The following is a 26346-nucleotide window of genomic DNA, read 5'->3' on the forward strand; positions in this document are numbered from 1 at the left end:
GTTTAGGATTCGGCCGCGAAGACAGGGTTAACAGCCCTGCTCGCGGCCGGAGACCTTCATGACAGCGTTCCGTCGATTGACCATCGCGTGGAAATTGATCCTCGTGGCGGGTCTCGCGATCGGCTTCCTGCTCATCGCCGCGGCGGTGGCCGTCTCGTCGCACACCAGCGCGATCGTTTCGGGCCTGACCAACCGCTATGCTGGCGCGGTGGCTGATGACGCCATCCAGAGCGTCCAGGCCGACATCGGTAAGGTCCAGTCGACGGCGCGGTCGATGGCCGTCTCGATCGGCGCGGCCCATGAGGCGGGCATGACCGACCGGGCCACGGTGGTCCAGATGCTGAAGCCCAACGCCGAGTCCTCGGCGATGGTGCTGGGCAGCTGGTACATGGCCGAGCCCAACGCCTTCGACGGCAAGGACGCCGAGTTCGTCGGCAACACCGCGTCGGGCTCGAACAAGGCCGGCAACTTCTCGCCGTACTGGGTGCACGACGGCGACAAGGTGATCTTCCAGCCGCTGGACCAGGGCAACGAGTACCAGGAGCCCTACTACGCCATCCCCAAGCAGACGGGGAAGTCGACCGTCGTCGAGCCCTATTCCTACGAGGTCGCCGGCAAGTCGGTGTTGATGACCTCGGTCGTCTACCCGGTGTTCTCGCACGGCCGGTTCATCGGCGCGGCCGGTCTCGATATGGCGCTGGACAGCGTCTCCAAGACTCTGGGCGCGCTCAAGCCGCTGGGCGGCGGCCGGGTGATGATGCTGTCGCCGAGCGGCAAGTGGATCGCCCATCCCGATCCGGCCAAGCGCACCCAGCCGTATTCGGATGCCGGCGCCCACCAACTGCAGAGCGTCCTGGCCGGGGGCGCGATCGTCGAGGTCAAGGGCGTCGTCGACAACGGCGTGCCGATGGCCCGCATCATCCGTCCCGTCCCGATCCCGGCTTTGAACACCACCTGGGCCCTGGTCATGGATGTGCCGGTGGCCGCCATCACGGGTCCCGCCGACCGCCTGGCCAAGATCCTGTTCGTCGGCGGGCTTGTCATCACCGCCGCCGTGCTGGCGGCGCTGTTCTTCGCCAGCGCCGCCCTGGTCAAGAAGCCGCTGACGGGGCTGACCCGCAGCGTCGACAAGCTGAGCGCCGGCCGCTACGACGAGGCCGTTCCCGGTATCGACGGCGGCGACGAGATCGGCGCCATCGCCCGCGCCCTGGACGGTTTCCGCCACGATCTGGCCGATGGTCAGCGCCGGCGGGCCGAGCAGGAGGCCGAGCGCGCCGTGGCCGAGGCCGCCCGCCTGCGTCACGAGCAGGAGGCGCAAGCCTTCGCCGCCGCCCAGGCCAAGGCCGTCGCCAACCTCGGCGAAGGCATGGAGCGTTTGGTCGATGGCGACCTGATCTGGCGCATGCGCGAGGACGACTTCCAGGGCGACGCGGTGAAGATGCCGCGCGACTTCAACGCCGCCGTCGAAAGCCTGCAGGCGACCATGGCCGGCATCCTGACCGCCGCCCGTAGCATCCGCGGCGGCTGCGCGGAGATCAGCAGCGCCGCCGACGATCTTTCGCAGCGGACGGAGCGCCAGGCCGCTGGCCTGGAGCAGACCGCCGCCGCCCTCGACCAGATCACCGCCACGGTGAAGCGCAGCTCGGAAGGCGCCGAGCGGGCGCGTCAGGTGACGATCAGCGCCAAGGCCGCCGCCGAACGCAGCGGCGCGGTGGTCCAGGAAGCCGTCCAGGCGATGGGCGGCATCGAGAAGTCCTCGCAGTCGATCACCCAGATCATTGGCGTCATCGACGAGATCGCCTTCCAGACCAACCTGCTGGCGCTGAACGCCGGCGTCGAAGCCGCGCGCGCCGGCGATGCCGGCCGAGGCTTCGCGGTGGTCGCTCAAGAAGTGCGGGCCCTGGCCCAGCGCTCGGCTGATGCGGCCAAGGAAATCAGGGGCCTGATCCGCGCCTCCAGCGACCAGGTCGGCAAGGGCGTCAAGCTGGTCGGCGAGACGGGCGAGACCCTGGCGCAGATTCTCACCCAGGTGGCCGAGATCAACGAACTGGTCGGCGAAATCGCCTCGTCCTCCAAGGAGCAGGCCGTGGGCCTGGCCGAGGTGAACCAGGCCGTGAACCAGATGGACCAGGTCACCCAGCAGAACGCCGCCATGGTCGAGCAGTCGACGGCCGCCAGCCACGCGCTCTCGACCGAGGCCGCCGAACTGGAACGCCTGATCGGCCGCTTCCAGGTCGGGGCGGTGGTCCACGAACTGCCCGCCCGCGCCGAGCGCCGTCCAGCGGCTCCGGTCCAGCGTCCGACGGTGGCTCCAACCCGCGAGAGCTTCCGCCAGCGCTACGTGCAGGGCGCGAACGCCCTCAAGGTCGCGCCGAGCTCACGTCCGGGCGAGTGGGAAGAGTTCTGACTTGCAAGTGACTCGCAAAGTTCTGGCGTGGCGGTAGCCAGACCGGGTAGTCCTTGGATCTAAGGTCCATACCCTGGAGCGCCGATGTTCACGAAGTCCTGGCTCATTTCCCTGCCGATGCTTGCCCTGGCTAGCGGCGCCGTGGCCCAGACAGCGCCGATCGTGAAGCCCGTCGGTGACGGCTACCAACTGAGCCGGGGGCTGGAGGACTTCTACGATACCGCGTTCGTCATGAAGGACGCCAAGACCGGCAAGCCCCGCGTCGTGAGCTTCGCCGAGGCCGCCGAGTTGCTGTCGGGCTACGACGTCGTGTTCTTCGGCGAAAGTCACCGCCATCCCGGCGTGCATCTGCGGCAGCAGGAGCTGTTCCGGGCGCTGGTGGCCAAGAACCCGCGCTACATCCTGTCGCTGGAGCAGTTCGAGCGCGACACCCAGCCGGTGGTCGACGCCTATCTGGCCGGCAAGGTCGGCGAGAACGCCCTGAAGGAAAAGGGCCGGGCCTGGGACAACTATCCGACCTCGTACCGGCCGCTGGTCGAGTTCGCGCGGACGCATGGCCTGCCCGTGGTGGCCGCCGAGGCGCCGACCTGGGCGATCTCGTGCATCGGCCAATGGGGCCCCGAAATCCTCAGCCAGTTCAGGCCGGAGGAGCGCGGCTGGATCGCGCGCGATCTCAATCCGGGGACCGGCGCCTATCGCGCCAAGTACATGCGCTTCCAGTCCGGCGCGGCGGCCCATGGCGGCGGCGCGAGCCAGTCGCCCGAGGCGCTGCTGAAGGCCGAGCGCAGCCTGGCCGGCCAGACCGCCCGCGACGACACCATGGCCGAGGCCATTTTTATGGCGCTGAGAGCCCATCCGGGCTCAAAGGCCCTGCATCTGAACGGCAATTTCCATAGCGCGGCCTTCCTGGGAACCGTCGAGCGGCTGAAGCTGCGCGACCCCGCCCTGAAGATCGCGGTCATCGACCCCCTGGAGGTCGATGACGCCAAGGCGCCGGCCTTCAAGGCCACCGATCTGGAGAACGGCACGCTGATCCAGCTGATCTATCCAAATCCGCCGACCTTCGTGGACGGCGAGGACACCGGCGCGTGGGTCCAGGCCCTGATGGCCAAGCGCAAGGCCAGCGCCTGCAAGTACTCGCCGCCGGGGACCGCCGAGCCGGCCAAGCCCTAAACCGCGCCGCCCCCCTCTGACATCCGCCGAAGGCCGCGCTATATCCCCGCCATGGCCGAAGCGTTCAACGACATCACCCTCTCCGCCGACAAGGCGACCCGCTATGCCGAGGTCGCCGACGAGATCGCGTCCGTGCTGGATGGCGAGCCCAACGTCACCGCCCGCATGGCGACGGTAGCCTCGATGCTGGCCAACAGCTTCGACCACTATTTCTGGACCGGCTTCTACGTCGTGGATCCCTTGAAAGAGCGCGAACTGGTGGTCGGGCCCTACCAGGGCTCGCTGGGCTGCTTGCGCATCGCCTACGGGCGCGGCGTCTGCGGGGCGGCGGCGGCCACGGGCGAGACCCAGCTTGTGCCGGATGTGCACGCTTTCCCAGGCCATATCGCCTGCGACAGCCGTTCGGAGAGCGAGATCGTCGTGCCGGTCTTCGGCCCCGACGGCCAGTTGATCGCGGTGTTCGACGTCGATTCCGACAAGCCCGCCGCGTTCGACGCCACCGACCAGCTGTGGCTGGAGAAGATCCTCAAGACGACTTTTGCATAAAAGGTCGACCGAACCGCCGGTCTGACACATGGCCCGCCGATTGCAGGCCTTGATCCATCTTTCCCTAACCCGAGCCGGAGTAGGACAGCTGGACATGTTGGACGTCGAAACCCTACACCCGAACCTGCTGAGCGCCGAAGACGTGGCGCTGTGGCGGAGCCTGGCCGTCTCTCAGGCGGGTTTCGGCAATCCGTTGCTGGGCCCCGACTTCGCGCAAGCCATTGGAAGTGTTCGGGAAGACGCGCGCGTGGCGGTGGTCCGCCGCGACGGCCAGACCCAGGGCTTTCTAGCCTATCACCGCCGTCCGGGCGGCCTAGCGCGGCCGATCGGTTCTCCGTTGTCGGACTATCATGGCCTGGTGGCCCGTCCCGATGCGGGACTTGATCTGGGACAGGTGCTGCGCGCCGCCGACGTCTCGGTTTTCCGCTACACCGGCCTCGTCGATCCGAATGGCCTGTTCCCGGCCTCGCCGGAGACCGACCGCACGGCCTATCTGATTGATCTGGAGGGCACGACCGCCGAGGCCTATCTGGAGGCCATCCGCGCCGCGAGTCCCAAGAAGATCAAGAACTACCGCCGCCTGGACAACAAGCTGGACCGCGAGATCGGGCCGGTGCGCCTGGTCGCGGGCGACGTTTCGCGCGACGCGTTCAACCAACTGATCGACTGGAAGCGCGAACAGCTGGAGCGGACCGGCGCCCACGACTTCTTGCGCGCCGACTGGACCCGCGAGTTGATGGCGGACCTGTTCGCCCGTCGCTCGGGCGACTTCCGGGGGCTGATGATCAACCTCTATGCCGGCGACACGCTGGTGGGCGGCCACTTCGGCGTCCGCCTGGGCGAGGTGTACCATCCGTGGATCGCCTCGACCTCCCCCGAACACGCCGCCTGGTCGCCGGGCCAGATCTTCTTCCTGCGCGCCATCGCGGCGATGCCGAAACTGGGCCTTTCCCGTTACGATCTCGGCCCCAGCCATGACCACTACAAGCGGTCTTACGGTCTCAACACCGTGACGATCGGCGAGGGCGCGGCGACCGCCGCCACGATCGGCGGGCGCATGGCGCTGTCGATCGAGAACGCCTGGACGATGGCTGGCGCCCACGGCGCGGGTCCGGTCGGACGCCTGCGCCGCCGCATGGACGCCATCGCCAGCACCGAACTGACCATGTCCGGCCGCGTGCGCGACTTCGTCGGGGCCGTGGCCTCGCGCGCGCATCGCCGCCAGGGGGGCCATCCGGAGGTCTGATGCCGCGCGTGACGATCATGATCCCGACACAGCGGCGTCCGGACGGCCTGGCCGTCGCGGCGCGCTCGGTGTTCGGCCAGACCGGCGTCGACCGCGCCGAACTGGAGCTGGTGATCGTCGACAACGACCAAGTCCCGTCCGCCAAGCCCGTGGCCGACATGCTGGCCAAGGCCGCGCCGTTCCCCGTGGTCTACGTCCATGAAAAGCGCCCCGGCGTCGCCTTCGCCCGCAACGCTGGCATGGCCCGCGCCTCGGGCGAGCTGATCGCCTTCCTGGACGACGACGAGGAGGCCCCGGCCGGCTGGCTGGCGGCGCTGCTGGCGGCCCAGGTCCGCTACGACGCCGACGTGGTGTTCGGTCCGGTTCGAACTCGCGCCCCGGATCACATCGTCGAGCACCGCGACTATCTGGAGCGCTTCTTTTCGCGGGAGGGTCCCGCCGAGGCCGGTATCTTCGACCACTACTACGGTTGCGGCGACAGCCTGATCCGCCGCGCGGCCCTGCCGGATCCGGTCACGCCGTTCGCGATCGAGCGCAATCACATCGGCGGCGAGGACGACATGCTGTTTGGCCACATGCGCGCAGCCGGCGCGCGCTTCGCCTGGGAGCCGGCCGCCTGGGTCTGGGAAGAGCCGGTGCCCAGCCGCATGAACCTTCGCTACACGATCGCCCGCGCCTTCGCCTACGGCCAGGGCCCGACCTCGCACTGCGCCACGGCCGCGCCGCGCGACACTCTGGGCGTCGCCCGCTGGATGATCATCGGTCTGGGCCAGGCCGCCGTGTTCGGGGCCGTCGCCGGCTTCAAGTGGCTGACCCGCGCCAGGGACCGCGCCGAATGGCTGGACCGCGCCGCGCGGGGCCTGGGCAAGACCCTCTGGTGGGGCCCCTTCAAGATTCAATTCTACGGGAGGACCGCATGAGCGTGATCACCGACTGGACGGCGGACAAGGCCAAGGCCTTCGGCCACGAGAACCTGATGTTCAAGCACGCCCTGCACGAGCGTCCGATGTTCGACGACGAGGGGCTGGCGCGCCTGCTGGACCAGTATCCGCGCGACAAGCTGGGCGTCTTCACCATGGGCGACGACCCCAAGGCCTGGACCACCTGGCGCAAGGGCTCGGCCGGCAATCTGAGCGGCGATCAGCTGCTGGAGGCCGCCAAGACCGGCCGCATATGGCTGAATCTGCGCCAGACCAACGACCATGTGCCGGAATACGCCGCCCTGGCCGATGAGATCTTCGCCGACAAGGAAGCGCACGTGCCGGGCCTGCGCACCTTCAAGCGCGACGTCGGCATGCTGATCTCCAGCGCCAACGCCCAGGTCTTCTATCACCTCGACGTGCCGCTGGTGTCGCTGTGGCAGCTCCGCGGTGAGAAGAAGGTTTGGGTCTATCCGGTGGCGGACCCCTATGTCGGCGACCAGGCCCTGGAGAAGATCGTCCTGCGCGAGACCGCCGAGCAGTTCGCCTTCGAACCCGAATGGGACAAGGGCGCTCAGGAAGTGGCGCTGACGCCCGGGAACATGGTCACCTGGAAGCAGAACGCTCCGCACCGGATCGAGAACGGTCCCATGCTGAACGTCTCTATCTCGGTCGAATTCATGACCCCACCGGCTTTGATGCGGGCCAACGTCATCTACGCCAACGGCGTGCTGCGCCGGCGCATGGGCATGAGCCCGCGCGTGCAGGAGGGTTTCGGGCCGACGGCGCTGGGCAAGCTGGCCGTGGCGCGTGGAGCCAAGGCCCTGGGCCTGCAGACGCCGCACGTGCACCACCTGCCGATCACCTTCGGCCTGGATGCCGCGCGACCGGGCGTTTTGGTCGAGCCCGTGCACGGCTGACCTTGCCGACCGCCGATCTTTGCCGCACTGCTTAGGCAATGAGTAAAGCGGTTACGATCGAACTGGGGGAGGGCGCCGAGCACGACGCCCGGGCCCTGCGCAATGCGTTCGGATGCTTCACGACCGGGGTGACGGTGATCACCACCGTCCGCGAGGACGGTCGCAAGGTCGGGCTGACGGCCAATTCATTCACCTCGGTGTCGCTGGACCCGCCGCTGGTCCTGGTCTGCGTCGACCTGAAGTCGTCCAGCCTGTCGTCGCTGGACGCGGCCGGTCGCTGGGCGGTCAACGTCCTGCACGCCGAGCACCAGGCCCTGGCCCGCCAGTTCGTCCAGAAGGACGCCGACCGTTTCGCCGGCGTCGAGACCGAGACCTGGCGCACGGGCGTGCCGATCCTGCCGGGCTGCATGGCCAATTTCGAGTGCGAGACGCACCACGTCTTCGACGCCGGCGACCACCGGGTCTATGTCGGGCGGGTGGTCAAGCTGCGTTACGATCCCGACCACGAGCCGTTGGTCTATCTGCAGGGCCGGTTCCGCCGCGTCCATGTGGACGCGGAATGACTTCGCGCGATACGGCGTGAACCTTGGATGCTATTGACGCGCAAAACAGCGTTAGGGAGCGCATCATGCGAGACATCGTCCATTTCGTGAACGGTCAGACCCTGACCGGAGCCTCCGGCCGCTTCGGCGACGTCTTCAATCCCAACACCGGCGAGGTTCAGGCGCGCGTCCAGTTCGCGACCGACGCCGAACTCGACGCGGCCGTCCAGGTCGCCGCCAAGGCGCAGATCGGCTGGGCCGCCACCAACCCGCAGCGCCGCGCGCGGGTGATGTTCGAGTTCAAGCGCCTGATCGAGCGCGACATGAACAGCCTGGCCGAGATCCTGTCATCCGAGCACGGCAAGGTCATCGCCGACAGCAAGGGCGACATCCAGCGCGGCCTCGAGGTCATCGAGTTCGCCTGCGGCATCCCTCATATCCTGAAGGGCGAATATACCGAGGGCGCGGGCCCCGGCATCGACGTCTATTCGATGCGCCAGCCGCTGGGCGTCTGCGCGGGCATCACCCCGTTCAACTTCCCGGCCATGATCCCGATGTGGATGTTCGGCATCAGCATCGCGGTGGGCAACACCTTCATCCTCAAGCCGTCGGAAAAGGATCCGACGGTGCCGGTGAAGCTGGCCGAGCTGATGATGGAAGCCGGCGCGCCCGCCGGCGTGCTGAACGTCATCCACGGCGACAAGAGCGCCGTCGACGCCATCCTGACCCACCCACTGATCCGCGCCGTCAGCTTCGTCGGCAGCTCCGACATCGCCCACTACGTCTATCGGACGGGCACGGCGCACGGGAAACGCGTCCAGGCCATGGGCGGCGCCAAGAACCACGGCATCGTCCTGCCCGACGCGGACATGGACCAGGTGGTCAAGGATCTCTCGGGAGCGGCCTTCGGTTCGGCCGGCGAGCGCTGCATGGCCCTGCCGGTGGTGGTGCCGGTCGGGAAGAAGACCGCCGACGAGCTGCGCGAGCGCATGGTCGCCGAGATCGCGACCCTGAAGGTCGGCGTTTCCACCGACCCCGACGCTCACTACGGCCCGGTAGTCAGCGCCGCGCATCGCGACAAGATCGCCGACTACATCCGCATCGGCGTCGAGGAAGGCGCGGAGCTGGTCGTCGACGGCCGCGACTTCCAGCTGCAGGGCTTCGAAAAGGGCTTCTTCATCGGCCCGTCACTGTTCGACGGCGTCAGGAAGGGCATGAAGACCTACCAGGAGGAGATCTTCGGCCCGGTGCTGCAGATGGTCCGCGCCGACAGCTTCGAGGAGGCCGTGGCCCTGCCGTCGGAACACCAGTACGGCAACGGCGTCGCCATCTTCACGCGCAACGGCCGCGCCGCGCGCGAGTTCGCCGCCAGCGTCAATGTCGGCATGGTCGGCATCAATGTGCCGATCCCGGTGCCGGTCGCCTACCACACCTTCGGCGGCTGGAAGCGCTCGGCGTTCGGTGACACCAACCAGCACGGCGTCGAGGGCGTGAAGTTCTACACCAAGGTCAAGACGGTGACCGCCCGCTGGCCGGAAGGCGAGGTGAGCGACTCCAGCTTCGTCATCCCGACAATGAAATAGGCCTTCAGAGGGCGGTGATGAGCATGCTGGTTCGACGATCCTTCCTGTCCATCGCCGCCGCCGGGCTCCTGGTCCCGACCGCGTTCGGCCAGACGAAGGCCGAGTGGGCCGCCATCGGCCAATACGGCGACAAGGCCGCGCCCTTCACCGTCTTCGAGAAGGACGGGGCGCTGCATATCGACGGCGAGGGCTTCAAGTCCGCGCGGCTGACGCCTTTGGGCGGTGGTCGCTACGCCATTGCTGGCGGCGGCGAGTTGGTGCTGGAAAAGGGCGCGGCGCGCCTGAACGGCAAGGCCCTGGCCTTCCACGACTTCGGGGCCGAGACGCGGGAGCGGATCCACAGGGCCGTGCGCGCTGATCCGGTCGCCCTGCGCCGGCGCGCCCTGGCCGCCACGCCGCCGGTCGAGCCGGGCGAGCGCTTGCCGTCCGATCTCGTCGACGTGACCACCATCGATCCTGGTATCAAGCTCGACATCCGCTATGCCGGATCGGACAACTTCATGGGCATCCCGCTCTACGAGACGCCGGCGGCCTATCTGCAGCGACCGGCCGCGCAGGCGCTGGGGCGGATCCACAAGGCGCTGGCGGCCCAGGGCTATGGCCTGCTGATCCACGACGCCTACCGTCCCTGGTACGTGACCTGGATGTTCTGGGAGGCGACGCCGCCGGAGGACCATGTGTTCGTCGCCGACCCGGCGCAGGGCTCGCGGCACAACCGTGGCTGCGCGGTCGACCTGACCCTGTACGACCTGAAGACCGGCAAGGCCGTCGAGATGCCCGGCCTCTACGACGAGTTCTCGACCCGCTCTTACGCCGACTTCGTGGGCGGCACGACGGCGCAGCGGGCCCGGCGAGCGATCCTGCGTCAGGCGATGGAGGCCAAGGGCTTCACCGTCTATCCCGAGGAGTGGTGGCACTTCGACTACCGCGACTATCGTCGCTACCCGATCGGCACGAAGACCTTCACGGAGCTGGCGTCGGGCGCTTAGGCCTCCCAGGCGAACTCGACGACGGCCCAGCCGTACGAGCGGATCCGCCAGCGGTCGTCCTCGCGGACCTGGACGAAGGTCCAGCCGCCCAGCTCCTTGAACGGCGCGCCGTCGCGCACGCCGCTCCAGCGCGTGGGCAGGGTGAAGTGGACGATGTCGCCCGTGACCCCGAAATCCTGCGGCCGCTCGAACGTGTGATGCAGTTCGCCGATGGCGCCCACGTGCTTGGCCATCGTGGCGCGCCAGAGGGACAGACCCGCCTGGCCGTGGAAGATGTGCGGCGGGAAGTTTTCCAGGATGGTGACGTCGCCCGTGGAGAAAACGCCGTCGAGCAGGGTCTCGTCGCCGGTTTCGAGGAAGCGGGCCAGGGCTTCGGGCGCGACCATCAGGGCGGGGTCGAAAGCGGGCATCGAGATTCCTCAACGTGTCAGCCCGGAAGCGCGTAGCGCTATCGGGAACCCAAGGGCAAGCGGCGGGTGCGGAGCCGCTCTCCGCCGCGCTATGGCCGGGCTGACAAGATGCGTTTGATCGCCAAGGCGTCCCGCGTCGCCGCGCCAAACTTGGTGTTGTCGAAGACGCACCAGGTTTCCGCCGTCTCTGTTTCATCAATGAGGCGGGCGGCGAGGGCGTCCTGCGCCTCGGGCGGATAGGCGCTCTCGTAGATCACCGGCGAGCCATGCCAGCGGCGATAGATCAGGTCGCGCCAGCCGCCAGGCTCGGCCGCCTCGGGAACCACGGCTGGATCGGCCGCGACGCGGGCGACTTGGAAATCCGCCAGCATCCGTTCCGGCTCGGCCGGGAACCAGCTCGGATGGCGCGCCTCCAACACGGTCGGTGCATTGGTGGATCCACGCCAGGTCCTCAAGAACGCCGCGACCAAGCCCGGCTCGAACCGCAGACTCGGCGGCAACTGCACCAGGAGCGGCCCGCGCTTGCCGCCCAGGCCGTCGGTCTCGTCGAGGAACCGCGCCAGCAGATCGTCCACGCCGACCAGCCGCCGCTCGTGGGTGATGGCCCGCGGGACCTTCACCGCGAACCGAAAGTCCTCTGGCGTGGTCGCCGCCCAACGCTCATAGGTCTTGCGCTGATGCGGCCGGTGGAACGCGCTGTTGATCTCGACGCAGTCGAACCGCGCCGCGTAGCGCTCCAGCCCCGTTCCCTCGACCGGGAAGTCGAGGTCGCGCGGGAAGCTCCAACCGGCCGTGCCAATCCGGATGGTCATGCGGGATCGGCGCGCGAAGCGCCGCCCGGGTTCAGTCCCGCGGTCGCCACGGCAGGACGTCGGCGCTGTGGCCGACGCCGGCCTTGGCGCACATCGACTTGATCGGGCACGCTCCGCACTTGGGGCCCTCGTGCGGACACAGCATCTGGCCCAGGCCGCGCTTCAGCAGCCAGTGCAGTTCGAACAGGTCGTCGGCGGTCCACGTGTCCGGCGCCAGGGCCATCAGCGTGTGATAGGCCTGAGTCGTGTCGCCCGCGCCGACCAGACCGATGCGCTTGGCGACGCGGTGGACGTGGGTGTCGACCACCAGGCTGCGCATGGCCAAGTCGCTGAAGTTCAGCACGCAGGCGGCGACCTTGACGCCCACGCCGGGCAGAGCCTGCAGCTCCCAGCGGGCCTGATCGACCTCCAGGGTCTTCAGGTGGTTCAGCGACAGCCAGCCGACCTTGGCCTCGATCATCTTCAGGGTGGTAGTCAGGTGGCGGGCCTTGTCGGCGGGGAAGGCGACATCGTCGATGATCCGAGCCACGGCCGCGACCGGCGCCTGGGCCAGGTCCTCCCAGCACTTGAACTCGGACCGCAGGCGCAGGAACGCCGCCCACGAGACGGCGTCCAGGGTGCGGCCGCTGATCGACGACTTCACCAACTGGGAGATCGGGTCCATGCGCGCCACGGGCCGCTGCGGGCCGAACTCGCAGAGCAGGGCGTCGCGCACGCTTTCCAGCGGCGACCGGGCCAAGCCTAGGGACAGCTGCATGGGACCTCGCCGTTCAAGAACATAATGGGAACATTATGTGCGCCGAACGGCGTTGTCCACAGGCGTTTGCTTGGGTTGGATCAGCGGCTGTAGCGGCCCCACAGCGCCGTCACGCGGCGGCGCAGGCGCTGGAAGGCGACGCGCGCGGGCGTCGGCGCCGGGTCGAGCGCCGGGCGCTCCTCCTCGGGCAGGGCGACGCCGGCGAAGTTGGCGATCAGGTCGCGTAGCGCGGGCTCCTGGACGGCGAGGGCGGCCTCGACCGGAGTCATCCAGTCCAGCGTGCGCTGGCCCTTCTCCGGCCAGGCTTGGAGTTCGCCGGTGACCTCCAGCGGATAGACGTCGACCTTGACCAACCGCGCCGCGCCGCTTTTCAGCTTCTTGAGGTACTCGTACTCGCCGATCGGCTGGTCGGCGATCACGCCCACCAGGCCGGCCTCCTCATAGGCTTCCTGGGCGGCGGCCGCGTGGTCGGGCTTGTCCCTCATCGGCCAGCCCTTTGGGATCACCCAGCGGCGGGTCTCGCGCGACGAGACCAGCAAGACGCGCAGGGCCTCGCCCTCGCCCCGCCAGGGCAAGGCCGCGACCTGGCGGCGCTTGCCGCCGCCGCCCGGCTTGCCTGATCCCGTATTGCCACTCGCCCTTGCCACGTCACCCCAATCCCAAGCCCGCGAACCGCGTGGTCCGCCCGTTCCGCGAATTTCAGCCACGTAGAATAGTGGCCCCGATCGCCCGAGTCGTCGCGTTGAACGTTGGTGCGACAACTCGCGCGCGCTCCGCGTGCGGAGTCGCGTCGATGAATATCGTCTGTGAACGGATCGACTCCCCGGGGGCGAGGTGAAGACCACGCGCGGGCGCGGGTGTCAAATTCGTTTGCGGTTTCGCCGAACAGGGGTCGCGCGCCAAGCCTCGCTGAGGCAGGATCGCGCCCGTTCACTGGGGATCGGAGCCGCGTCATGGCCTTCACGCTGACCGTCAATGGAGAGACCCGGACAGCCGATGTCGACGGCGACACCCCGCTGCTGTGGGTGCTGCGCGACACGCTGGGCCTGGTCGGGGCCAAGTTCGGCTGCGGGGCGGCCCTGTGCGGGGCCTGTACGGTGCACCTGAACGGCGCGCCGGTCCGCGCCTGCGTCACGCCAGTCAGCCGGGTCGGCGCGCGCGCTGTCACCACCGTCGAGGGCGTCGGCAAGACCCCGGTCGGGGCCAAGGTGCAGGAGGCGTGGAAGGCGGTCGACGTGCCGCAGTGCGGCTACTGCCAGGCGGGCCAGATCATGTCGGCTACGGCCCTGCTGACCGCCAAGCCCAAGCCGACCGACGCCGAGATCGAGGCGGCCATGAACGGCAACCTCTGCCGCTGCGCGACCTATCCGCGGGTCAAGAAGGCGATCAAGGCCGCGTCCGGCCAGGTGGAGGTCTGATCATGGACGGCGAACTCCTGCGCGATCCCACACGCCGCTTCGTCCTGAAAAGCGGCGCGGCCGCCGGCGGCGGCCTGCTGCTGAGCTTCACCATGGCCGCCGAGGGGCATGCCGCCGAGGCCAAGCGGATCAACGCCTATGTCCGCATCGCGCTGGACGGCAAGGTCACGATCGCCTCGAAGGTCCCGGAGGTCGGGCAGGGCATCAAGACGGCCCTGCCGATGCTGATCGCCGAGGAGCTGGACGTGGAGTGGTCGGCCGTGACCGTCGAGCAGGCCCTGGCCGACGCCAAGGTCTATGGCCGCCAGGTGGCCGGCGGCAGCATGGCCACGACGCTGGAATATGACGGCCTGCGCCGCGTCGGCGCGACCGTGCGGGCGCTGCTGATCCAGGCCGCCGCCACGCGCTGGAACGTTCCGGTCGATAGCTGCAAGACCGAGCCGGGCTTCGTCGTCTCGGGCAAGAACCGCGCGCCCTATGGCGATCTGGCGGAAGCCGCCGCCGCCCTCACGCCGCCGGATCCCAAGACCCTGGTCCTGAAGGATCCCAAGGCCTTCCGGATCATCGGCCAGAGCCACAAGAGCCAGAACCTCGACGCCATCACCACGGGCCAGCCGCTGTACGGCGTCGATATCGTTGTGCCGGGCATGCTGTTCGCCACCTTCGTCAAGGCGCCGGTCTATGGGGCCAAGGTGGCCAGTGTCGATCTGGCGCCGGCCAAGGCGGTGAAGGGCGTGCGCGACGCCTTCATCATCGAGGGCGGGACCAACCTCAACGGCCTGCTGCCCGGCGTGGCGTTGGTGGCCGACAGCTGGTGGGCGGCGCGCAAGGGCCGCAACGCCCTGGAGATCCAGTGGGCCGAGCACCCCACCGCCGCCCAGTCCAGCGCCGGCTTCGCCGCCAAGGCCGCCGAGTTGGCCAAGGCCCCGCCGCAGCGCACCGACCGTTCGGACGGCGACGTCGACGCGGCGCTGAAGAGCGCGGCCAAGGTCGTGGCGGCGACCTACAGCTATCCCTTCATCGCCCACGCGCCGCTGGAGCCGCAGAACTGCACGGCCAGCGTCAAGGACGGCAAGGTCGAGATCTGGGCTCCAACCCAGAACCCCGAGCCGGGCCGCAAGCTGGTCGCGGCCGCCCTGAACGTGCCGGAAGAGGCGATCACCATCCACCTGGTGCGCGGCGGCGGCGGTTTCGGCCGGCGGCTGAACAACGACTACATGGTCGAGGCCGCGGCGATCGCCGCCAGGGCCGGTGCGCCGGTCAAGCTGATCTGGACGCGCGAGGACGACACGCGCCACGACTTCTACCGTCCGGGCGCCTGGCACAACCTCACCGCCGGCCTCGACGCCTCGGGCAAGGTCACGGCCTGGAAGGACCACTTCGTCAGCTTCGGTGAGGGCGACAAGTTCGCGCCCAGCTGCGGCTTCAACGCCACCCAGTTCCCGTGCCGGGCGGTAGACAACTACCGCGTCGACGTGTCGGTCATGCCGCTGGGCATGCCGACCGGGCCGTTGCGCGCGCCGGGCAACAACGCCTTCGGCTTCGTGCTGCAGAGCTTCACCGACGAACTGGCCGTCGCCGCCGGCAAGGACCCGGTCGCCTTCCGCCGCGACTTGCTGGGCGAGCCGCGCCTGCTGGGCGAGCCCGGCAAGGGCGACAGCTTCCACACCGGCCGCATGCGCGGGGTGCTGGACCTCGTGGCCGAGAAGTCCGGCTGGGGCCGCAAACTGCCCAAGGGCTCGGGCCTGGGCGTGGCCTGCCACTATAGCCACCTGGGCTATGTGGCGGTGGTCATGCAGGTGACGGTCAAGGATGGGGCGCTGAAGATCGACAAGGTCTGGGCGGCCGCCGACGTCGGCCGTCAGATCGTCAATCCGAATGGGGCCGAGCAGCAGATGCAGGGCTCGATCCTCGACGCCATCGGCTCCACCCTGCGCCAGGAGATCACCTTCGAGAACGGCGCGGCCAAGCAGGGCAATTTCAACACCTTCCCGCTGCTGCGCATGGCCGACGCGCCGGAGGTCGAAGTGCACTTCAAGCTGTCGGACAACAATCCGACGGGCCTTGGCGAGCCGGCCTATCCGCCGACCCCGGCGGCGCTGTGCAACGCCATCTTCGCCGCCACCGGCAAGCGCATCCGCAGCTTGCCGATCGGCGACCAACTGGCCTAGGACCGGGAGATACTCTTCAAGCGAGCGCCTTCATGTCCCAGGTCACCGTCGTCAGCCATCCGCTCGTCCAGCACAAGCTGACCAAGATGCGGGACAAGCGGACCTCGACGAAGACCTTCCGGGCCCTGATGCGCGAGGTCGCGACCCTGATCTGCTATGAGATCACCCGCGACCTGCCGATGGACGCGGTCCAGATCGAGACCCCGGTCGCCCCGACGACGGCCTATGAGATCGCCGGCAAGAAGCTGGTCTTCGCGCCGATCCTGCGGGCGGGCCTGGGCATGTGCGAGGGGATGCTGGACCTCGTGCCCTCGGCGCGCGTGGCCCATATCGGCCTTTATCGCGATCACGAGACGCTGGAGGCGGTCGAGTACTACTTCAAGGCGCCGGAGGACATCGCCGGCCGCCTGGTCATCGTCGTCGATCCGATGCTGGCCACGGGCCATTCGGCCATCGCGGCGATCTCGCGGCTGAAGGCCGCCGGCGTCACCAATCTGCGCTTCGTCTGCCTGCTGGCCGCCCAGCCGGGCGTCGAGGCGCTGCGGGCCGCGCATCCCGACGTGCCGATCTGGACGGCGGCGGTCGACGCGACGTTGAACGAGCACGGCTACATCGTGCCGGGCCTGGGCGACGCCGGCGACCGGACGTTCGGGACGCGTTGATGAGCCGAAACCTCGCCCTTCGACAAGCTCAGGGTGAGGTTTGGCGCGGAGTAGCCCTCACCCTGAGCCTGTCGAAGGGCGAGGGCGGGCCACTCGTCGCTACTTCTTGGCGTCCTTGACGGCGTCCTTCAGCTCGCCCTGCTTCAGGTTGCCGGCGACCTTGTCCTTCTTGCCTTCGTTCTTCAGGTCCTTGTCGCCGACGACCTTGCCGACGCCGGACTCGACCTTGCCGATCGTCTCCTGCTTGCGGCCGGCTTCTTTGTCGCAGGCGCTCAAGGTCGTCAGCGCGATCATCGAGGCCAGGGCGAAGGCGAGGGGACGTTGCAAGGTCATGGGTAAAGCTCCGTGTTGTCCGCAAGGAACGCGAACGGAGCCCTAGCGATCCGGGCCTAGTTCGGCAGCGCCTTGACGAAGGCCTTCACCACGGTCGCGGAATTGTCCGAGGCCAGGGCCATGAAGGTGTGCATCTCGTTGGCGCCCGCGCCGCCGCCGGCAAGGTCCGACAGGCTGCGGAAGGCGATGAACGGGGTCGCGTTGACCAGGGCCACATGGGCGACGGCGGCGCTCTCCATGTCCACGACGCGAGCCTCGAAGGTCGCGCGGAGGTATTTGCGGTAGCCGGCGTTGTCGAGGAACACCGGGGCCGAGACGCCGTTGCCGCCCACCACCACCTTGGGCGGATGGACCAGGCACTTGTCGACGGCGCAACGCTGCAGGGCGACCTCGGCGGCGACCTCGCGGGCGGTGGCTAGCAGGGCCGGATCGGCCGGGAACCAGACGCGGGCCGGCGCCGACAGGTCGGTCCCCGGCAGGATGATCGCGCGGGGATAGATCATCCCGTAGTTGGCCAGCGGACTGTTGCGGATGGCGGGCGAGACCTCGAAACCCTTATCCGTCTCGCGGGCGAAGGCGCTTTCCAGGTTCTGGGCCCACTGGTCGGCGACTACGACGTCACCGATGTCCAGACCCTCGTCGACGCCGCCGGCGATGCCAGAGAATACGATGCGGGTGATGTTGAAGCGGTCCAGCGCCATCTGGGTGGTCATGGCCGCGTTGACCATCGACACGCCGCTGAGGAACACCACGACCGGCTTGCCCTCGAGCCGACCCGTCGTGAACCGGACGCCGTGGACGTCGAAGGTCTTCTGCTCACTGGTCGCGGCGTTCAGCGCGCCGATTTCGGGCGGGAAGGCCGAGATCACCGCCACGCGCGGGGTCTCGTCCAATCTTTGCGCCATGGCCGGCGCGCCAACGAGGAACAGGCAGGCCAGGACGAGGGCGGCCAAGGAAGGAAAGGACGGACGCATGGCGACTCCGAGGCGAAACTGCCTCTGCTTAGCGGTCCAGCCGCTCGGCCCCAAGGGTGGAAGCCTTTCCAGCGGCCTTCATTTGAATTGTGATCGCGAAACGGGAAGTCTTTAACAGATATCCGAAACCGCGTAGGCCGTTGGCTCGATGTCCAGACGTGTTCCTCTGATCTATGTCGCCGACGACGACGCGGCGACGCTCGAGTTGGTCGAGGCCTATCTGGCCCGCGACGGGCTGGAGGTCGTAAGCTTTCCGGCCGCCGACCGGCTGATGGCGGCGGTCCCCGCGCGCCGGCCCGACGCCATCCTGCTGGACGTGCGTATCCCCGGTCAGAGCGGTCTCGACGCCTTGAAGGCGCTGAAGGAGTCCGAAAACGCTGACATCCCGGTGCTGATGCTGACCGGCGACGGCCGCCTGGACCGCATCGTTCAGGCCATGCAACTGGGCGCCAAGGGCTATGTGATGAAGCCGTTCGATGGTCCCAAGCTGGTCGCCGAAGTGCTGGCGATGCTGGAGTCCGCCTGAGGTCAGCCGATAAGGCTCTTCAGCCACGCCACGACCTCGCTGCACCACGCCAGGAAGTTCTCGAACACGCTGACGGGCTTGGGCGGCGGCAGAGGCTTGCTCTCGACCGGTACGAACCAGCTGGGCGCGGCCGGCGGGGCGCAATTCATCCGCATGCCGACACCCTTCAGATAGCCGCGTCGCACGCCGCCGGACTGGATGGCCTTGGCGATGGCCCGATCGTGCTTGGCCGCCCCGGTCAGGCGACGGATCCAGCCCCGAAACGGCAGCAGGTCGTGGGTCGTGTCGCGGACCCCGGCCACCCCGGCGCCATAGGCCGCGTCGGCGACCTTCTTGCCGCGCGAGCGGTCGTCGGGCGGCGGGGCTTCGTCGAGGTCGGGACCCAGGGCCGCGTCCAGCCGGCCGATCTCGGCGGCGATCGGTTCGCAGCGGGTCAGGCCCGTCAGGTCGTAGGGATCGGTGACCGCCCGGGCCAGGACCGGCGGAATCGACTTCCGTTTGAGGTTCAGGTCCTCCAACGGCGCGGTGGCGGCGTCGCGGAAGGTGTCGTGCTGCTGCAGCGTGCCGGGGTCGGCTTCAGCGAGCGCCGGGCCGGCCAGGGTCAGCAACAGCAGGGCGGGGACCAGGCGCATCACGGTCGCCGCACGATCTGGCCGCCCTTCATGACGAAGACGACGTCTTGGGTGGCCTCGATCGTCCGGGTCGGATCGCCCTTCACCGCCACGATGTCGGCGAGGTAGCCGGGCTTCAGCTGGCCGAGGTCATTGGCCCGGCCCAGCACCTTGGCGTCGACGGCGGTGGCGGCCAGCAGGGCCTGGGCGGGGCTCATGCCCTCCTTGACCAGCCAGACCAGCTCGCGGGCGTTGTCGCCATGCCGGAAGACGCCGACGTCGCTGCCCATGCCGATGGTGACGCCGTTCTTCACCGCCAGCTTGAAGGCGCGCTCGGCGTTGACCATGGCGGCGGTCGGCGGGGTCTTGCCGGCGACGTAGCCGCCGAAATAGGTCGAGGTGCTCTCCACCGCCGTCAGGGTCGGGAAGAACACCACGCCCTTCTCGGCCATCAGCTTGAAGGTGGCGTCGCTGCCGCCATAGCCGTGCTCGATGGTGTCGACGCCCGCCACGATCGCGCGGCGCATGCCTTCGTCGCTGGAGGCGTGGGCCGAGACCGGCCGACCGCTGGAATGGGCCGCGTCGACCAGGGCCTTCAACTCCTCGATCGAGAAGGTCGGCTGCGTGGAGCCATCGGGTCCGACGCGGTAGTCGGCGTAGACCTTGATCCAGTCCGCGCCGGCGCCGGCCTGCTCGCGCACGGCCTTGACCACTTCGGCCACGCCGCTGGCTTCCTGCGCGCCCTGGGGCAGGTCGGCTTCGGGATTGTAGTTCTTGCGGGCCGGGCCGTACGAGCCGGTGGCCACGATCGCCTTGGTCGCCACGAACAGGCGCGGACCCGGGATCAGGCCGTCATTGATCGCCTTGCGCAGCGGAACGTCCGCCGCGCCGACGCCCTCGGTGCCGAGGTCGCGCAGGGTGGTGAACCCAGCCTCCAGCGTCGCCTTGGCCTGCACCGCCGCCCGCAGCGCGCGGTAGGTCGGCGTCTCCTTCAGCACCTGATCGTCCCACAGGGTCTCGTTATAGGGATGCAGGAAGAGATGGCTATGCAGGTCCATTAGGCCGGGGATCACGGTTGCGCCGGGCAGGTCGACGATCTCCGCGCCCGCGGCGTCGATCTGGGCGGCGGGGCCCACGGCGGCGATCTTACCGTCCTTGACCAGCACGGCCCAGCCCTCGCGCGGCGGGCCGGCGTTCTCGGCCGTCCAGACCCGGGCGGGCTTGAGCAGCACGGGCTGGGCGGCGAGCGCGAGGCCGGGCGCCAGGATCAGGGCAAGGGCGGTGAGCAGACGGCGCATGGGACGACTCGTGTTTGACGTCACGCAGCTAATCCGAAATCGCCCCAACCACCAAAGTGATCAGACGCCAAAGCGCAGATGGATCAGCGGGTAGGGGCGGCCCTGGCCGTCGGTGGCCGACCAGCCGATACGTTCGAAGCCCATGTGCTCGTAGAAGCCGACGGCCTGGCCGTTCTGTTCGTTGACGTCGGTGGTCAGGACCGGGTGAACCGCCAGGGCGTAGTCGATCAACATGGCGCCGACGCCGGCCCCGCGATGCTGGGGATCGATGAACAGGGCCTCCATGTGGCTGTCGACGATCAGCATGAAGCCCAGCGGTCGATCGCGGTCGTCGACGGCCAGCATCAGCGGCGCGGTCGGCAGGAAGCGCTCGACATCGCGACCGATCGCGGCCCGGTCCTCCGGCGTCAGAAAATCATGGGTGGCGTCGACGGCGGCGGCCCAGATCTCGACGACGCGAGCGCCGTCTTCCGGGCGCGAGGGGCGGAGCTTGATCATGGCGGTGACCTAACCCGCCGCCGCTTTCCGCGCCAGCCGATCGGCCGGTTCCGACATATTTCGCGGCGCCCCTGATAAACGTGGCCATGGCTCCCCATATGAGGATCAGTCGCCGTCGGGAGCGAACCGCATCGCGGTCAACGCTCGGGCTTGGCGACGCTTGAGATTCTCCAAATGGACTGGCTCTTTCAGCTTTCGGCCGCCTGCGTCATCGCCGCGGCGATGATGCTTCCCATCTTCCGTTTCTTCACCGTGGCGCCGAGCCGCTCGCGCGCGACCAACCGCCCGTCCAAGGCGACGCCGCGATGAAAACCTATTCAGGCACGCTGCCCTCGCCCCTGCGCGGACTGAACGATCCCCGCTCGACCGGCGGCCCGCCGCCCCTGAAGCGCGTGGATACGGTCGCCCAACGAGGCACCAAGACGTCTTGATCCAGGGCGGAGCCAAATGACGAAAGGGCCGGCGCTTTCACGCCGGCCCTTTTGCTTTGAGCCCGGCGAGCCGGCTCAGATCTCCTGATTGTACTTGCCGACGCGGTCGCCCAGGCGGGGCTTCACTTCCTCGCGGAAGAGGGCGCGCATGTCGTCCTCGGACCGGGTGCTCTCGACCACGACCACGACCTCCGGCTTGTTCGACGAGGCGCGGACCAGCACCCATGAGCCGTCTTCCAGGTGGACGCGGACGCCGTTGACCGTGATCACCTCGGTGATCTTTCGGCCCAGGATCGAACCGCCGGCGGCGAACAGGTTCTCGTATTCCTTCACCACGTCGTCGACCACGCCGTACTTCACCTCGTCGCCGCAGTGCGGGCTCATGGTCAGCGAGGTGAAGGCCACCGGCAGGGCCTTGCGCATGTCCGACAGCTTCATGCCCGGATTGCGGTCCAGCATGGCCAGGATGGCGGCGGCGGCGGTCAGGCCGCAGTCGTAGCCGTAGCCCAGGTCGCCGTTCATGAAGAAGTGGCCGCTCTTCTCGAAGCCGGCCAGGGCCCCCAGCTCGGCGCTCTTGCGCTTGATGTAGCTGTGGCCGGTCTTCCAGTAGATGACCTTGCAGCCGTGGGCGGCCAGGATCGGGTCGGTGGCGTAGAGGCCGGTCGACTTGACGTCGACCACGAAGGTCGCGCCCGGATGCAGCGGGGCCAGGTCGCGGGCCAGCATCAGGCCGATCTTGTCGGCGAAGATTTCCTCGCCCTCGTCATCGACCACGCCGCAGCGGTCGCCGTCGCCGTCGAAGCCAAAGGCCAGGTCCGCCTTCTCCTCACGGACGACGTGGGCCATCGCGTGCAGCATCTCGGCGTCTTCGGGGTTGGGATTGTACTTCGGGAAGTTGAAGTCGAGATCGGTGTCCATCGGCACGACCTCGGCCACGCCCATCTTCTGCAGGGCCTCGACCACGAAGGCGCCGGCCGTGCCGTTGCCGCAGGCGGCGACGACCTTGAGGGGGCGGGTGATGCTGGCGCGCTTGGCGACGTCGTCGATATAGCGCTGGGCCTCGCCCTGCACGCGGATCAGCTTGCCGCCGTCGCGCTCGACGAACTCGGCTCCGAGGACGATGGCCTTGAGGCGGCTCATCTCGTCGGGGCCGAAGGTCAGCGGCTTCTGGGCGCCCATCTTCACGCCGGTCCAGCCGTTCTCGTTGTGGCTGGCCGTGACCATGGCCACGCAGGGGATGTCGAGGTCGAACTGGGCGAAATAGGCGGTCGGCGACAAGGCCAGGCCGATGTCGTGGACCTCGCAGCCGGCGCTGATCAGGCCCAGGATCAGGGCGTTCTTGATCGAGGTCGAGTACGAGCGGAAGTCGTGGCCGACCACGATCTTCGACTGGCCCAGTTCGTGGATGTAGGTGCCGAGACCCAGGCCCAGCGCCTGAACGCCCAGAAGGTTGATCTCGGGCCCGAACAGCCAGCGCGCGTCGTACTCGCGAAAGCCGGTCGCCTTGACCAACGGCTCGTTCTCGTAGGCGGCGGTATTCGGGACGAGGTCGGCGCGGGGCGCGGAGAACATCGAAAGCTCGCTTCAGTTTAGGTGACGTGGCTTTAGCCGCCCAAAGACCGGGCGACTAGCGCGTTCACATGACAAAGTTCGATAAAGTCGAATGTGACCTAGATCACGCCGGCCCGGAGTAGGTCGTGAACATGCAGCACGCCGACTGGGCGTCCGGCGTCGACCACGAACAGCACGGTGATGCGGCGCTCGTTCATGACCTTCAGCGCCTCGGCGGCCAGGGCGCCAGGCGCGATGGTCAGCGGATGCTGGGTCATGACCTGGCCGGCCGTGTGCTGAAGAAGGCCGTCCATGTGCCGGCGCAGGTCGCCGTCGGTGATCAGGCCGGTCAGCAGGCCCCCGCCGTCGACGACGCCGACCGCGCCGAAGCGCTTCTCGCTCATCACCAGCAGGGCGTCGGGCATGGCCGCGTCGGCGCTCACCAAGGGGAGCTCGTCCTGCCCATGCATCAGGTCGGCGACGGTGCGCAACATGGCGCCCAGCTTGCCGCCCGGGTGGAAGACGCGGAAGTCGCTGGCCGTGAAGCCGCGCCGCTCCAGCAAGGCCACGGCCAGGGCGTCGCCCAGGGCGATCTGCAGGGTCGTCGACGTGGTCGGCGCATTGACCTCGGCCGTGGCCTCCGGAGCGTCGGGCAGCAGCAGCAGGATGTCCGCCGCCTGGCCCAGCGGGCTGTCGGCCACGGCGGTCATGGCCACCAGCGGGATCGAGAAGCGCTTGGCGTAGGCCAGGGTGTCGGAGAGCTCGCGCCCCGCACCCGACTTCGACAGGGCCAGGATCACGTCGTCGGGACCGATCATGCCGAGGTCGCCATGGCTGGCCTCGGCCGGGTGGACGAACATGGCCGAGGTGCCGGTCGAGGCCAGGGTGGCGGCGATCTTGCGCGCCACGTGGCCAGACTTGCCCATGCCGGTGCAGACGACCCGGCCCTTGGCGTCGAACACGGCCTCGACCGCGCGGACGAAGGTCTCGCCCAGCGACTCGGCCAGGGTGTTGAGCGCGTCGGCCTCCCTGCTCAGCACGCGACGGCCGACCGCGACGGCGTCGAAAGCGCTCATTGCGGGGCCTGGGGCGGGGCCTGGGGCGGAACGGGCGGCGGGGCCTGGGTCGGCATCTGGCCCACGGCCTCGACAGCTTTCTTGGCGGCCTGGTCGCGGCGGATCGCGGCGTCCTTCTCCTTTTGGATCCGGGCCTTCATCTCCGGCGTCTGCTGCACGGGCGTGTGGCCGAACGGACCCCAGGAACGGGCGCCCTGGCCTTGCGGCCAGACGAGGGACAGGGCGATCAGCGCGGCGGCGACCAGTCCCATCAGCGGCATGAAAATGCGATCAGGCATGGCCCGCCTATAGCATGCGCCGCGGCGCGGGGGAGGGGGAAGAGGAGGGCGGCGGACGTATCGCGCCTTGCTCCGCGCTTGACGCTGCGGCCGCGGAGCCTTAGCCCGCGCCCATACCTCCCCGATCCGCGAAGGAAGCCGCCGATGCCGACCCTCGTCCTGCTCCGCCATGGCCAGAGCCAGTGGAACCTGGAAAATCGCTTCACGGGCTGGGTCGACGTCGACCTGACCGCCGAGGGCGAGGCCCAGGCCAAGAAGGGCGGCGAACTGATCAAGGACGCCGGCATCCAGATCGACCACGCCTTCACCTCGGTCCAGACCCGGGCCATTCGCACCGGCAATCTGGCCCTGGACGCCGCCAAGCAGAGCTTCGTGCCAGTGACCAAGGACTGGCGTCTGAACGAGCGTCACTACGGCGGCCTGACGGGCCTGAACAAGGCCGAGACGGCCGAGAAGCACGGTGTCGAGCAGGTCACCGTCTGGCGCCGCTCGTACGATATCCCGCCGCCGGAGCTGGCCGCGGGCGGCGAGTACGACTTCAGCAAGGACCGCCGCTACAAGGGCGCTGATCTGCCGTCGACCGAGAGCCTGGCCACGACCCTGGTGCGCGTTCTGCCCTACTGGGAAAGCGATATCGCCCCGCACCTGAAGGCCGGCGAGACGGTCCTGATCGCGGCCCATGGCAATTCGCTGCGGGCTATCGTCAAGCATCTGTTCAACGTGCCGAACGACAAGATCGTCGGCGTCGAGATCCCAACGGGCAATCCGCTGGTCATCGAGCTCGACGACCAGCTCAAGCCGACCAGCGCTCGCTACCTGGACGAAAGCCGGGCGGAAGCTCTGCCCCAAGTTGGGTAAAATTCTGGCTAAGCTTCACCAGAAACCCTTGGAAACACGACGTTAATTTTGCTCTGCGCATGGTGATCCCCTATCCGGGATTCCATGCCAGACATGAGCGCCGCCGCCAGCACGACACAGGAATACAAGCGCCTGACGCAGCATGATGTCGACGTCATCTGCGCCAAGCACGATCGCCTGTGGTCGGCCCGCCTGGGCGGGGCGCGCGCCGTGTTCGCCTTCTGCGACCTGTCGGGCCTGTCGATGACCGGCCGCAATCTGTGCGACGCCGATTTCACCGGCGCGATGATGGTCGGCTGCGACCTGCGCAAGACCAAGCTGGACAACGCCAATCTCTACGGCGCGGATCTGCAGGGAGCGGACCTGACGGACGCTTCGATGCGTCGCGCCGACCTGCGCGGCTCCAGCCTGCGCGGCGCCAACCTGACCGGCGCCGACATGTTCGAGTCCGATCTGCGCGAAGGCTCCATCGCCGCCGCCGACCGCAAGGAAGGCTATCGCGTCATCGAGCCGGTCCAGCGCGAGGCCTACGCCAAGGGCGCCAACCTGTCGGGCGCGAATCTCGAGCGGTCGCGCCTGTCGGGCATCGTCGCCACCAAGGCCGACTTCAGCGACGCGATCCTCAAGGACGCCAAGCTGGTCCGCGCCAACCTCAAGCAGGCCAATTTCAACGGGGCGAACCTGGCCGGGGCCGACCTGTCGGGCGCCAATCTGGCCGGGGCCGACCTGCGCAACACGATCCTGGTCGGCGCCAAGACCATGTCGTGGAACATCAACGACACCAATCTGGAAGGGGCCCTGACCGACAAGCCGTCGGGCACCAGCGTCTCGGACCTGCCGTACGAGCAGATGATCGCCGACCACGCGCGGTGGATCGACACGGGCGGCGCCGAGGGCAAGCCGTCGGTGTTCGACAAGGCCGACCTGCGCAATCTGCGTTCGGTGCGGGGCTTCAACCTGACGGCCCTCTCGGCCAAGGCCGCGGTGTTCTACGGCCTCGACATGGAAGGCGTGCAGATGCAGGGCGCGCAACTGGACGGCGCCGACCTGCGCGCCTGCAACCTGCGCCGGGCCGACCTGCGCGGCGCGCGGCTGAAGGGTGCCAAGCTGACCGGCTCGGACCTGCGCGACGCCCAACTGGGGCCGCTGCTGATCGCCGCCGACCGCGTGCTGCCAGTGGACCTGACGGGCGCCATCCTGGCCAACGCCGATCTGGCGCGCGCCGACCTTCGCCAGGCCCGGATGGCCGGGGCGGACGTGTCGCGCGCCAACTTCACCGGAGCTCAGCTCAAGGACGTCGACCTGACCGGCGCGATCCGCCTGGCGGCGCGTGGCTTGGACGACGTGATCTGAGAA

Annotated in this window: 28 protein-coding genes and 1 pseudogene; 16 read left to right on the forward strand and 13 right to left on the reverse strand. The window is 68.5% G+C overall.

The features are described from left to right. Positions 1-58 precede the first annotated feature (58 nt). The 9 genes from AC07R7_RS10070 (at position 59) to AC07R7_RS10110 (ending at position 10326) form a co-directional block, all read left to right on the forward strand. Positions 59-2407, forward strand: coding sequence for a methyl-accepting chemotaxis protein (locus tag AC07R7_RS10070; RefSeq protein WP_494635046.1), 2349 nt, complete (start codon positions 59-61; stop codon positions 2405-2407). 84 nt (positions 2408-2491) lie between these two features. After that, positions 2492-3580, forward strand: a complete 1089-nt coding sequence (locus AC07R7_RS10075; protein ID WP_494635047.1) for a ChaN family lipoprotein — start codon at positions 2492-2494, stop codon at positions 3578-3580. 51 nt (positions 3581-3631) lie between these two features. After that, a complete protein-coding gene (locus tag AC07R7_RS10080; RefSeq protein ID WP_494635048.1) occupies positions 3632-4126 on the forward strand; it encodes a GAF domain-containing protein in 495 nt (164 codons plus the stop codon). A gap of 94 nt (positions 4127-4220) precedes the next feature. Further along, positions 4221-5372 carry a GNAT family N-acetyltransferase gene (locus AC07R7_RS10085; protein WP_494635049.1) on the forward strand — a complete coding sequence of 384 codons (1152 nt, stop codon included), beginning with the start codon at positions 4221-4223 and terminating at the stop codon, positions 5370-5372. Further along, positions 5372-6292, forward strand: a complete 921-nt coding sequence (locus AC07R7_RS10090; RefSeq protein WP_494635050.1) for a glycosyltransferase family 2 protein — start codon at positions 5372-5374, stop codon at positions 6290-6292. Before AC07R7_RS10085 ends, AC07R7_RS10090 begins: the two co-directional genes overlap by 1 nt. Next, the gene (locus AC07R7_RS10095; protein WP_494635051.1) at positions 6208-7212 is read left to right on the forward strand and encodes a hypothetical protein; all 1005 of its coding nucleotides are present in this window, start codon (positions 6208-6210) and stop codon (positions 7210-7212) included. Before AC07R7_RS10090 ends, AC07R7_RS10095 begins: the two co-directional genes overlap by 85 nt. A 38-nt stretch (positions 7213-7250) precedes the next feature. Next, positions 7251-7775 (forward strand): flavin reductase family protein, encoded by a 525-nt coding sequence (locus AC07R7_RS10100; protein ID WP_494635052.1) that lies wholly within the window; start codon positions 7251-7253, stop codon positions 7773-7775. Positions 7776-7840: 65 nt separating this feature from the next. After that, a complete protein-coding gene (locus AC07R7_RS10105) occupies positions 7841-9337 on the forward strand; it encodes a CoA-acylating methylmalonate-semialdehyde dehydrogenase (protein ID WP_494635053.1) in 1497 nt (498 codons plus the stop codon). A gap of 17 nt (positions 9338-9354) precedes the next feature. Further along, the gene (locus AC07R7_RS10110) at positions 9355-10326 is read left to right on the forward strand and encodes a M15 family metallopeptidase (protein ID WP_494635054.1); all 972 of its coding nucleotides are present in this window, start codon (positions 9355-9357) and stop codon (positions 10324-10326) included. Here AC07R7_RS10110 and AC07R7_RS10115 read toward each other — a convergent pair. The 4 genes from AC07R7_RS10115 to AC07R7_RS10130 all read right to left on the reverse strand — a co-directional run bounded on the left by AC07R7_RS10115 (position 10323) and on the right by AC07R7_RS10130 (position 12952). After that, positions 10323-10736, reverse strand: coding sequence for a hypothetical protein (locus AC07R7_RS10115; RefSeq protein WP_494635055.1), 414 nt, complete (start codon positions 10734-10736; stop codon positions 10323-10325). The two genes, AC07R7_RS10110 and AC07R7_RS10115, sit on opposite strands and share 4 nt — an antisense overlap. An 89-nt stretch (positions 10737-10825) precedes the next feature. Further along, positions 10826-11548: a DUF72 domain-containing protein gene (locus tag AC07R7_RS10120; protein WP_494635056.1), complete on the reverse strand. Its 723-nt coding sequence runs from the start codon at positions 11546-11548 to the stop codon at positions 10826-10828. 31 nt (positions 11549-11579) lie between these two features. Then, positions 11580-12305, reverse strand: coding sequence for an endonuclease III domain-containing protein (locus tag AC07R7_RS10125; protein ID WP_494635057.1), 726 nt, complete (start codon positions 12303-12305; stop codon positions 11580-11582). A gap of 80 nt (positions 12306-12385) precedes the next feature. Continuing rightward, entirely contained in the window at positions 12386-12952 is a 567-nt protein-coding gene (locus AC07R7_RS10130; RefSeq protein ID WP_492887882.1) for an NUDIX hydrolase, read from the reverse strand. 306 nt (positions 12953-13258) lie between these two features. Between AC07R7_RS10130 and AC07R7_RS10135 the strand changes: the two genes are divergently transcribed. From AC07R7_RS10135 to upp, 3 genes are read left to right on the forward strand one after another with little or no spacing between them, the layout of a single operon-like run. Next, positions 13259-13723, forward strand: coding sequence for a (2Fe-2S)-binding protein (locus AC07R7_RS10135; RefSeq protein ID WP_494635058.1), 465 nt, complete (start codon positions 13259-13261; stop codon positions 13721-13723). A gap of 2 nt (positions 13724-13725) precedes the next feature. Next, on the forward strand, positions 13726-15894 hold the full coding sequence (locus AC07R7_RS10140; RefSeq protein ID WP_494635059.1) for a xanthine dehydrogenase family protein molybdopterin-binding subunit: 2169 nt from the start codon (positions 13726-13728) through the stop codon (positions 15892-15894). A 32-nt stretch (positions 15895-15926) separates the two neighbouring features. Next, the gene (upp, locus tag AC07R7_RS10145) at positions 15927-16556 is read left to right on the forward strand and encodes a uracil phosphoribosyltransferase (RefSeq protein WP_492887885.1); all 630 of its coding nucleotides are present in this window, start codon (positions 15927-15929) and stop codon (positions 16554-16556) included. Between the two features lie 6 nt (positions 16557-16562). Here upp and AC07R7_RS10150 read toward each other — a convergent pair. The 3 genes and pseudogenes from AC07R7_RS10150 to AC07R7_RS10160 form a co-directional block, all read right to left on the reverse strand. Beyond that, positions 16563-16645 (reverse strand): annotated as a pseudogene (locus AC07R7_RS10150) (hypothetical protein); the annotation flags it as partial. A gap of 10 nt (positions 16646-16655) precedes the next feature. Continuing rightward, positions 16656-16889 (reverse strand): CsbD family protein, encoded by a 234-nt coding sequence (locus AC07R7_RS10155; protein WP_199743549.1) that lies wholly within the window; start codon positions 16887-16889, stop codon positions 16656-16658. 56 nt (positions 16890-16945) lie between these two features. Beyond that, positions 16946-17863 carry a 5'-methylthioadenosine/S-adenosylhomocysteine nucleosidase gene (locus AC07R7_RS10160; protein ID WP_494635060.1) on the reverse strand — a complete coding sequence of 306 codons (918 nt, stop codon included), beginning with the start codon at positions 17861-17863 and terminating at the stop codon, positions 16946-16948. Positions 17864-18011: 148 nt separating this feature from the next. Between AC07R7_RS10160 and AC07R7_RS10165 the strand changes: the two genes are divergently transcribed. Continuing rightward, positions 18012-18389 carry a response regulator gene (locus AC07R7_RS10165; protein ID WP_494635061.1) on the forward strand — a complete coding sequence of 126 codons (378 nt, stop codon included), beginning with the start codon at positions 18012-18014 and terminating at the stop codon, positions 18387-18389. 2 nt (positions 18390-18391) lie between these two features. Here the strand turns inward: AC07R7_RS10165 and AC07R7_RS10170 are convergent, their stop codons facing one another. The 3 genes from AC07R7_RS10170 to AC07R7_RS10180 are packed head-to-tail and all read right to left on the reverse strand — an operon-like array spanning position 18392 to position 20796. Continuing rightward, on the reverse strand, positions 18392-19021 hold the full coding sequence (locus AC07R7_RS10170) for a hypothetical protein (RefSeq protein ID WP_494635062.1): 630 nt from the start codon (positions 19019-19021) through the stop codon (positions 18392-18394). Next, a complete protein-coding gene (locus AC07R7_RS10175; protein ID WP_494635063.1) occupies positions 19021-20298 on the reverse strand; it encodes a metal-dependent hydrolase family protein in 1278 nt (425 codons plus the stop codon). Before AC07R7_RS10175 ends, AC07R7_RS10170 begins: the two co-directional genes overlap by 1 nt. Positions 20299-20358: 60 nt before the next feature. After that, positions 20359-20796: an acetyltransferase gene (locus AC07R7_RS10180; protein ID WP_494635064.1), complete on the reverse strand. Its 438-nt coding sequence runs from the start codon at positions 20794-20796 to the stop codon at positions 20359-20361. A 174-nt stretch (positions 20797-20970) separates the two neighbouring features. Between AC07R7_RS10180 and AC07R7_RS10185 the strand changes: the two genes are divergently transcribed. Then, positions 20971-21105: a hypothetical protein gene (locus AC07R7_RS10185; RefSeq protein WP_494635065.1), complete on the forward strand. Its 135-nt coding sequence runs from the start codon at positions 20971-20973 to the stop codon at positions 21103-21105. A 197-nt stretch (positions 21106-21302) separates the two neighbouring features. Here the strand turns inward: AC07R7_RS10185 and AC07R7_RS10190 are convergent, their stop codons facing one another. The 3 genes from AC07R7_RS10190 to AC07R7_RS10200 form a co-directional block, all read right to left on the reverse strand. Then, positions 21303-22799: a phosphomannomutase/phosphoglucomutase gene (locus AC07R7_RS10190; RefSeq protein ID WP_494635066.1), complete on the reverse strand. Its 1497-nt coding sequence runs from the start codon at positions 22797-22799 to the stop codon at positions 21303-21305. Positions 22800-22897: 98 nt separating this feature from the next. Beyond that, positions 22898-23854 carry a KpsF/GutQ family sugar-phosphate isomerase gene (locus AC07R7_RS10195; RefSeq protein WP_494635067.1) on the reverse strand — a complete coding sequence of 319 codons (957 nt, stop codon included), beginning with the start codon at positions 23852-23854 and terminating at the stop codon, positions 22898-22900. Further along, a complete protein-coding gene (locus AC07R7_RS10200; RefSeq protein WP_492840041.1) occupies positions 23851-24114 on the reverse strand; it encodes a hypothetical protein in 264 nt (87 codons plus the stop codon). The genes AC07R7_RS10195 and AC07R7_RS10200 overlap by 4 nt, the downstream gene beginning before the upstream one ends. A 162-nt stretch (positions 24115-24276) precedes the next feature. On the opposite strand from AC07R7_RS10200, the gene gpmA reads away from it, so the two are divergent. Both gpmA and AC07R7_RS10210 read left to right on the forward strand, forming a co-directional pair. After that, on the forward strand, positions 24277-24990 hold the full coding sequence (gene gpmA, locus AC07R7_RS10205; RefSeq protein WP_494635068.1) for a 2,3-diphosphoglycerate-dependent phosphoglycerate mutase: 714 nt from the start codon (positions 24277-24279) through the stop codon (positions 24988-24990). 93 nt (positions 24991-25083) lie between these two features. After that, complete coding sequence (locus AC07R7_RS10210; RefSeq protein ID WP_492887894.1) at positions 25084-26343, forward strand: pentapeptide repeat-containing protein; 1260 nt, start codon at positions 25084-25086, stop codon at positions 26341-26343. The last annotated feature ends 3 nt before the right edge of the window (positions 26344-26346 follow it).

This window comes from Caulobacter sp. GW821-FHT05F04 (genome assembly GCF_059419665.1).

Bases quoted from the DNA above. Each gene is read 5' to 3' on its own strand.
- AC07R7_RS10070 (WP_494635046.1), top strand. From the start codon at position 59: ATGACAGCGTTCCGTCGATTGACCATCGCGTGGAAATTGATCCTCGTG.
- AC07R7_RS10075 (WP_494635047.1), top strand. From the start codon at position 2,492: ATGTTCACGAAGTCCTGGCTCATTTCCCTGCCGATGCTTGCCCTGGCT.
- AC07R7_RS10080 (WP_494635048.1), top strand. From the start codon at position 3,632: ATGGCCGAAGCGTTCAACGACATCACCCTCTCCGCCGACAAGGCGACC.
- AC07R7_RS10085 (WP_494635049.1), top strand. From the start codon at position 4,221: ATGTTGGACGTCGAAACCCTACACCCGAACCTGCTGAGCGCCGAAGAC.
- AC07R7_RS10090 (WP_494635050.1), top strand. From the start codon at position 5,372: ATGCCGCGCGTGACGATCATGATCCCGACACAGCGGCGTCCGGACGGC.
- AC07R7_RS10095 (WP_494635051.1), top strand. From the start codon at position 6,208: ATGGCTGGACCGCGCCGCGCGGGGCCTGGGCAAGACCCTCTGGTGGGG.
- AC07R7_RS10100 (WP_494635052.1), top strand. From the start codon at position 7,251: ATGAGTAAAGCGGTTACGATCGAACTGGGGGAGGGCGCCGAGCACGAC.
- AC07R7_RS10105 (WP_494635053.1), top strand. From the start codon at position 7,841: ATGCGAGACATCGTCCATTTCGTGAACGGTCAGACCCTGACCGGAGCC.
- AC07R7_RS10110 (WP_494635054.1), top strand. From the start codon at position 9,355: ATGAGCATGCTGGTTCGACGATCCTTCCTGTCCATCGCCGCCGCCGGG.
- AC07R7_RS10115 (WP_494635055.1), bottom strand. From the start codon at position 10,736: ATGCCCGCTTTCGACCCCGCCCTGATGGTCGCGCCCGAAGCCCTGGCC.
- AC07R7_RS10120 (WP_494635056.1), bottom strand. From the start codon at position 11,548: ATGACCATCCGGATTGGCACGGCCGGTTGGAGCTTCCCGCGCGACCTC.
- AC07R7_RS10125 (WP_494635057.1), bottom strand. From the start codon at position 12,305: ATGCAGCTGTCCCTAGGCTTGGCCCGGTCGCCGCTGGAAAGCGTGCGC.
- AC07R7_RS10135 (WP_494635058.1), top strand. From the start codon at position 13,259: ATGGCCTTCACGCTGACCGTCAATGGAGAGACCCGGACAGCCGATGTC.
- AC07R7_RS10140 (WP_494635059.1), top strand. From the start codon at position 13,726: ATGGACGGCGAACTCCTGCGCGATCCCACACGCCGCTTCGTCCTGAAA.
- upp (WP_492887885.1), top strand. From the start codon at position 15,927: ATGTCCCAGGTCACCGTCGTCAGCCATCCGCTCGTCCAGCACAAGCTG.
- AC07R7_RS10155 (WP_199743549.1), bottom strand. From the start codon at position 16,889: ATGACCTTGCAACGTCCCCTCGCCTTCGCCCTGGCCTCGATGATCGCG.
- AC07R7_RS10160 (WP_494635060.1), bottom strand. From the start codon at position 17,863: ATGCGTCCGTCCTTTCCTTCCTTGGCCGCCCTCGTCCTGGCCTGCCTG.
- AC07R7_RS10165 (WP_494635061.1), top strand. From the start codon at position 18,012: ATGTCCAGACGTGTTCCTCTGATCTATGTCGCCGACGACGACGCGGCG.
- AC07R7_RS10170 (WP_494635062.1), bottom strand. From the start codon at position 19,021: ATGCGCCTGGTCCCCGCCCTGCTGTTGCTGACCCTGGCCGGCCCGGCG.
- AC07R7_RS10175 (WP_494635063.1), bottom strand. From the start codon at position 20,298: ATGCGCCGTCTGCTCACCGCCCTTGCCCTGATCCTGGCGCCCGGCCTC.
- AC07R7_RS10180 (WP_494635064.1), bottom strand. From the start codon at position 20,796: ATGATCAAGCTCCGCCCCTCGCGCCCGGAAGACGGCGCTCGCGTCGTC.
- AC07R7_RS10185 (WP_494635065.1), top strand. From the start codon at position 20,971: ATGGACTGGCTCTTTCAGCTTTCGGCCGCCTGCGTCATCGCCGCGGCG.
- AC07R7_RS10190 (WP_494635066.1), bottom strand. From the start codon at position 22,799: ATGTTCTCCGCGCCCCGCGCCGACCTCGTCCCGAATACCGCCGCCTAC.
- AC07R7_RS10195 (WP_494635067.1), bottom strand. From the start codon at position 23,854: ATGAGCGCTTTCGACGCCGTCGCGGTCGGCCGTCGCGTGCTGAGCAGG.
- AC07R7_RS10200 (WP_492840041.1), bottom strand. From the start codon at position 24,114: ATGCCGCTGATGGGACTGGTCGCCGCCGCGCTGATCGCCCTGTCCCTC.
- gpmA (WP_494635068.1), top strand. From the start codon at position 24,277: ATGCCGACCCTCGTCCTGCTCCGCCATGGCCAGAGCCAGTGGAACCTG.
- AC07R7_RS10210 (WP_492887894.1), top strand. From the start codon at position 25,084: ATGAGCGCCGCCGCCAGCACGACACAGGAATACAAGCGCCTGACGCAG.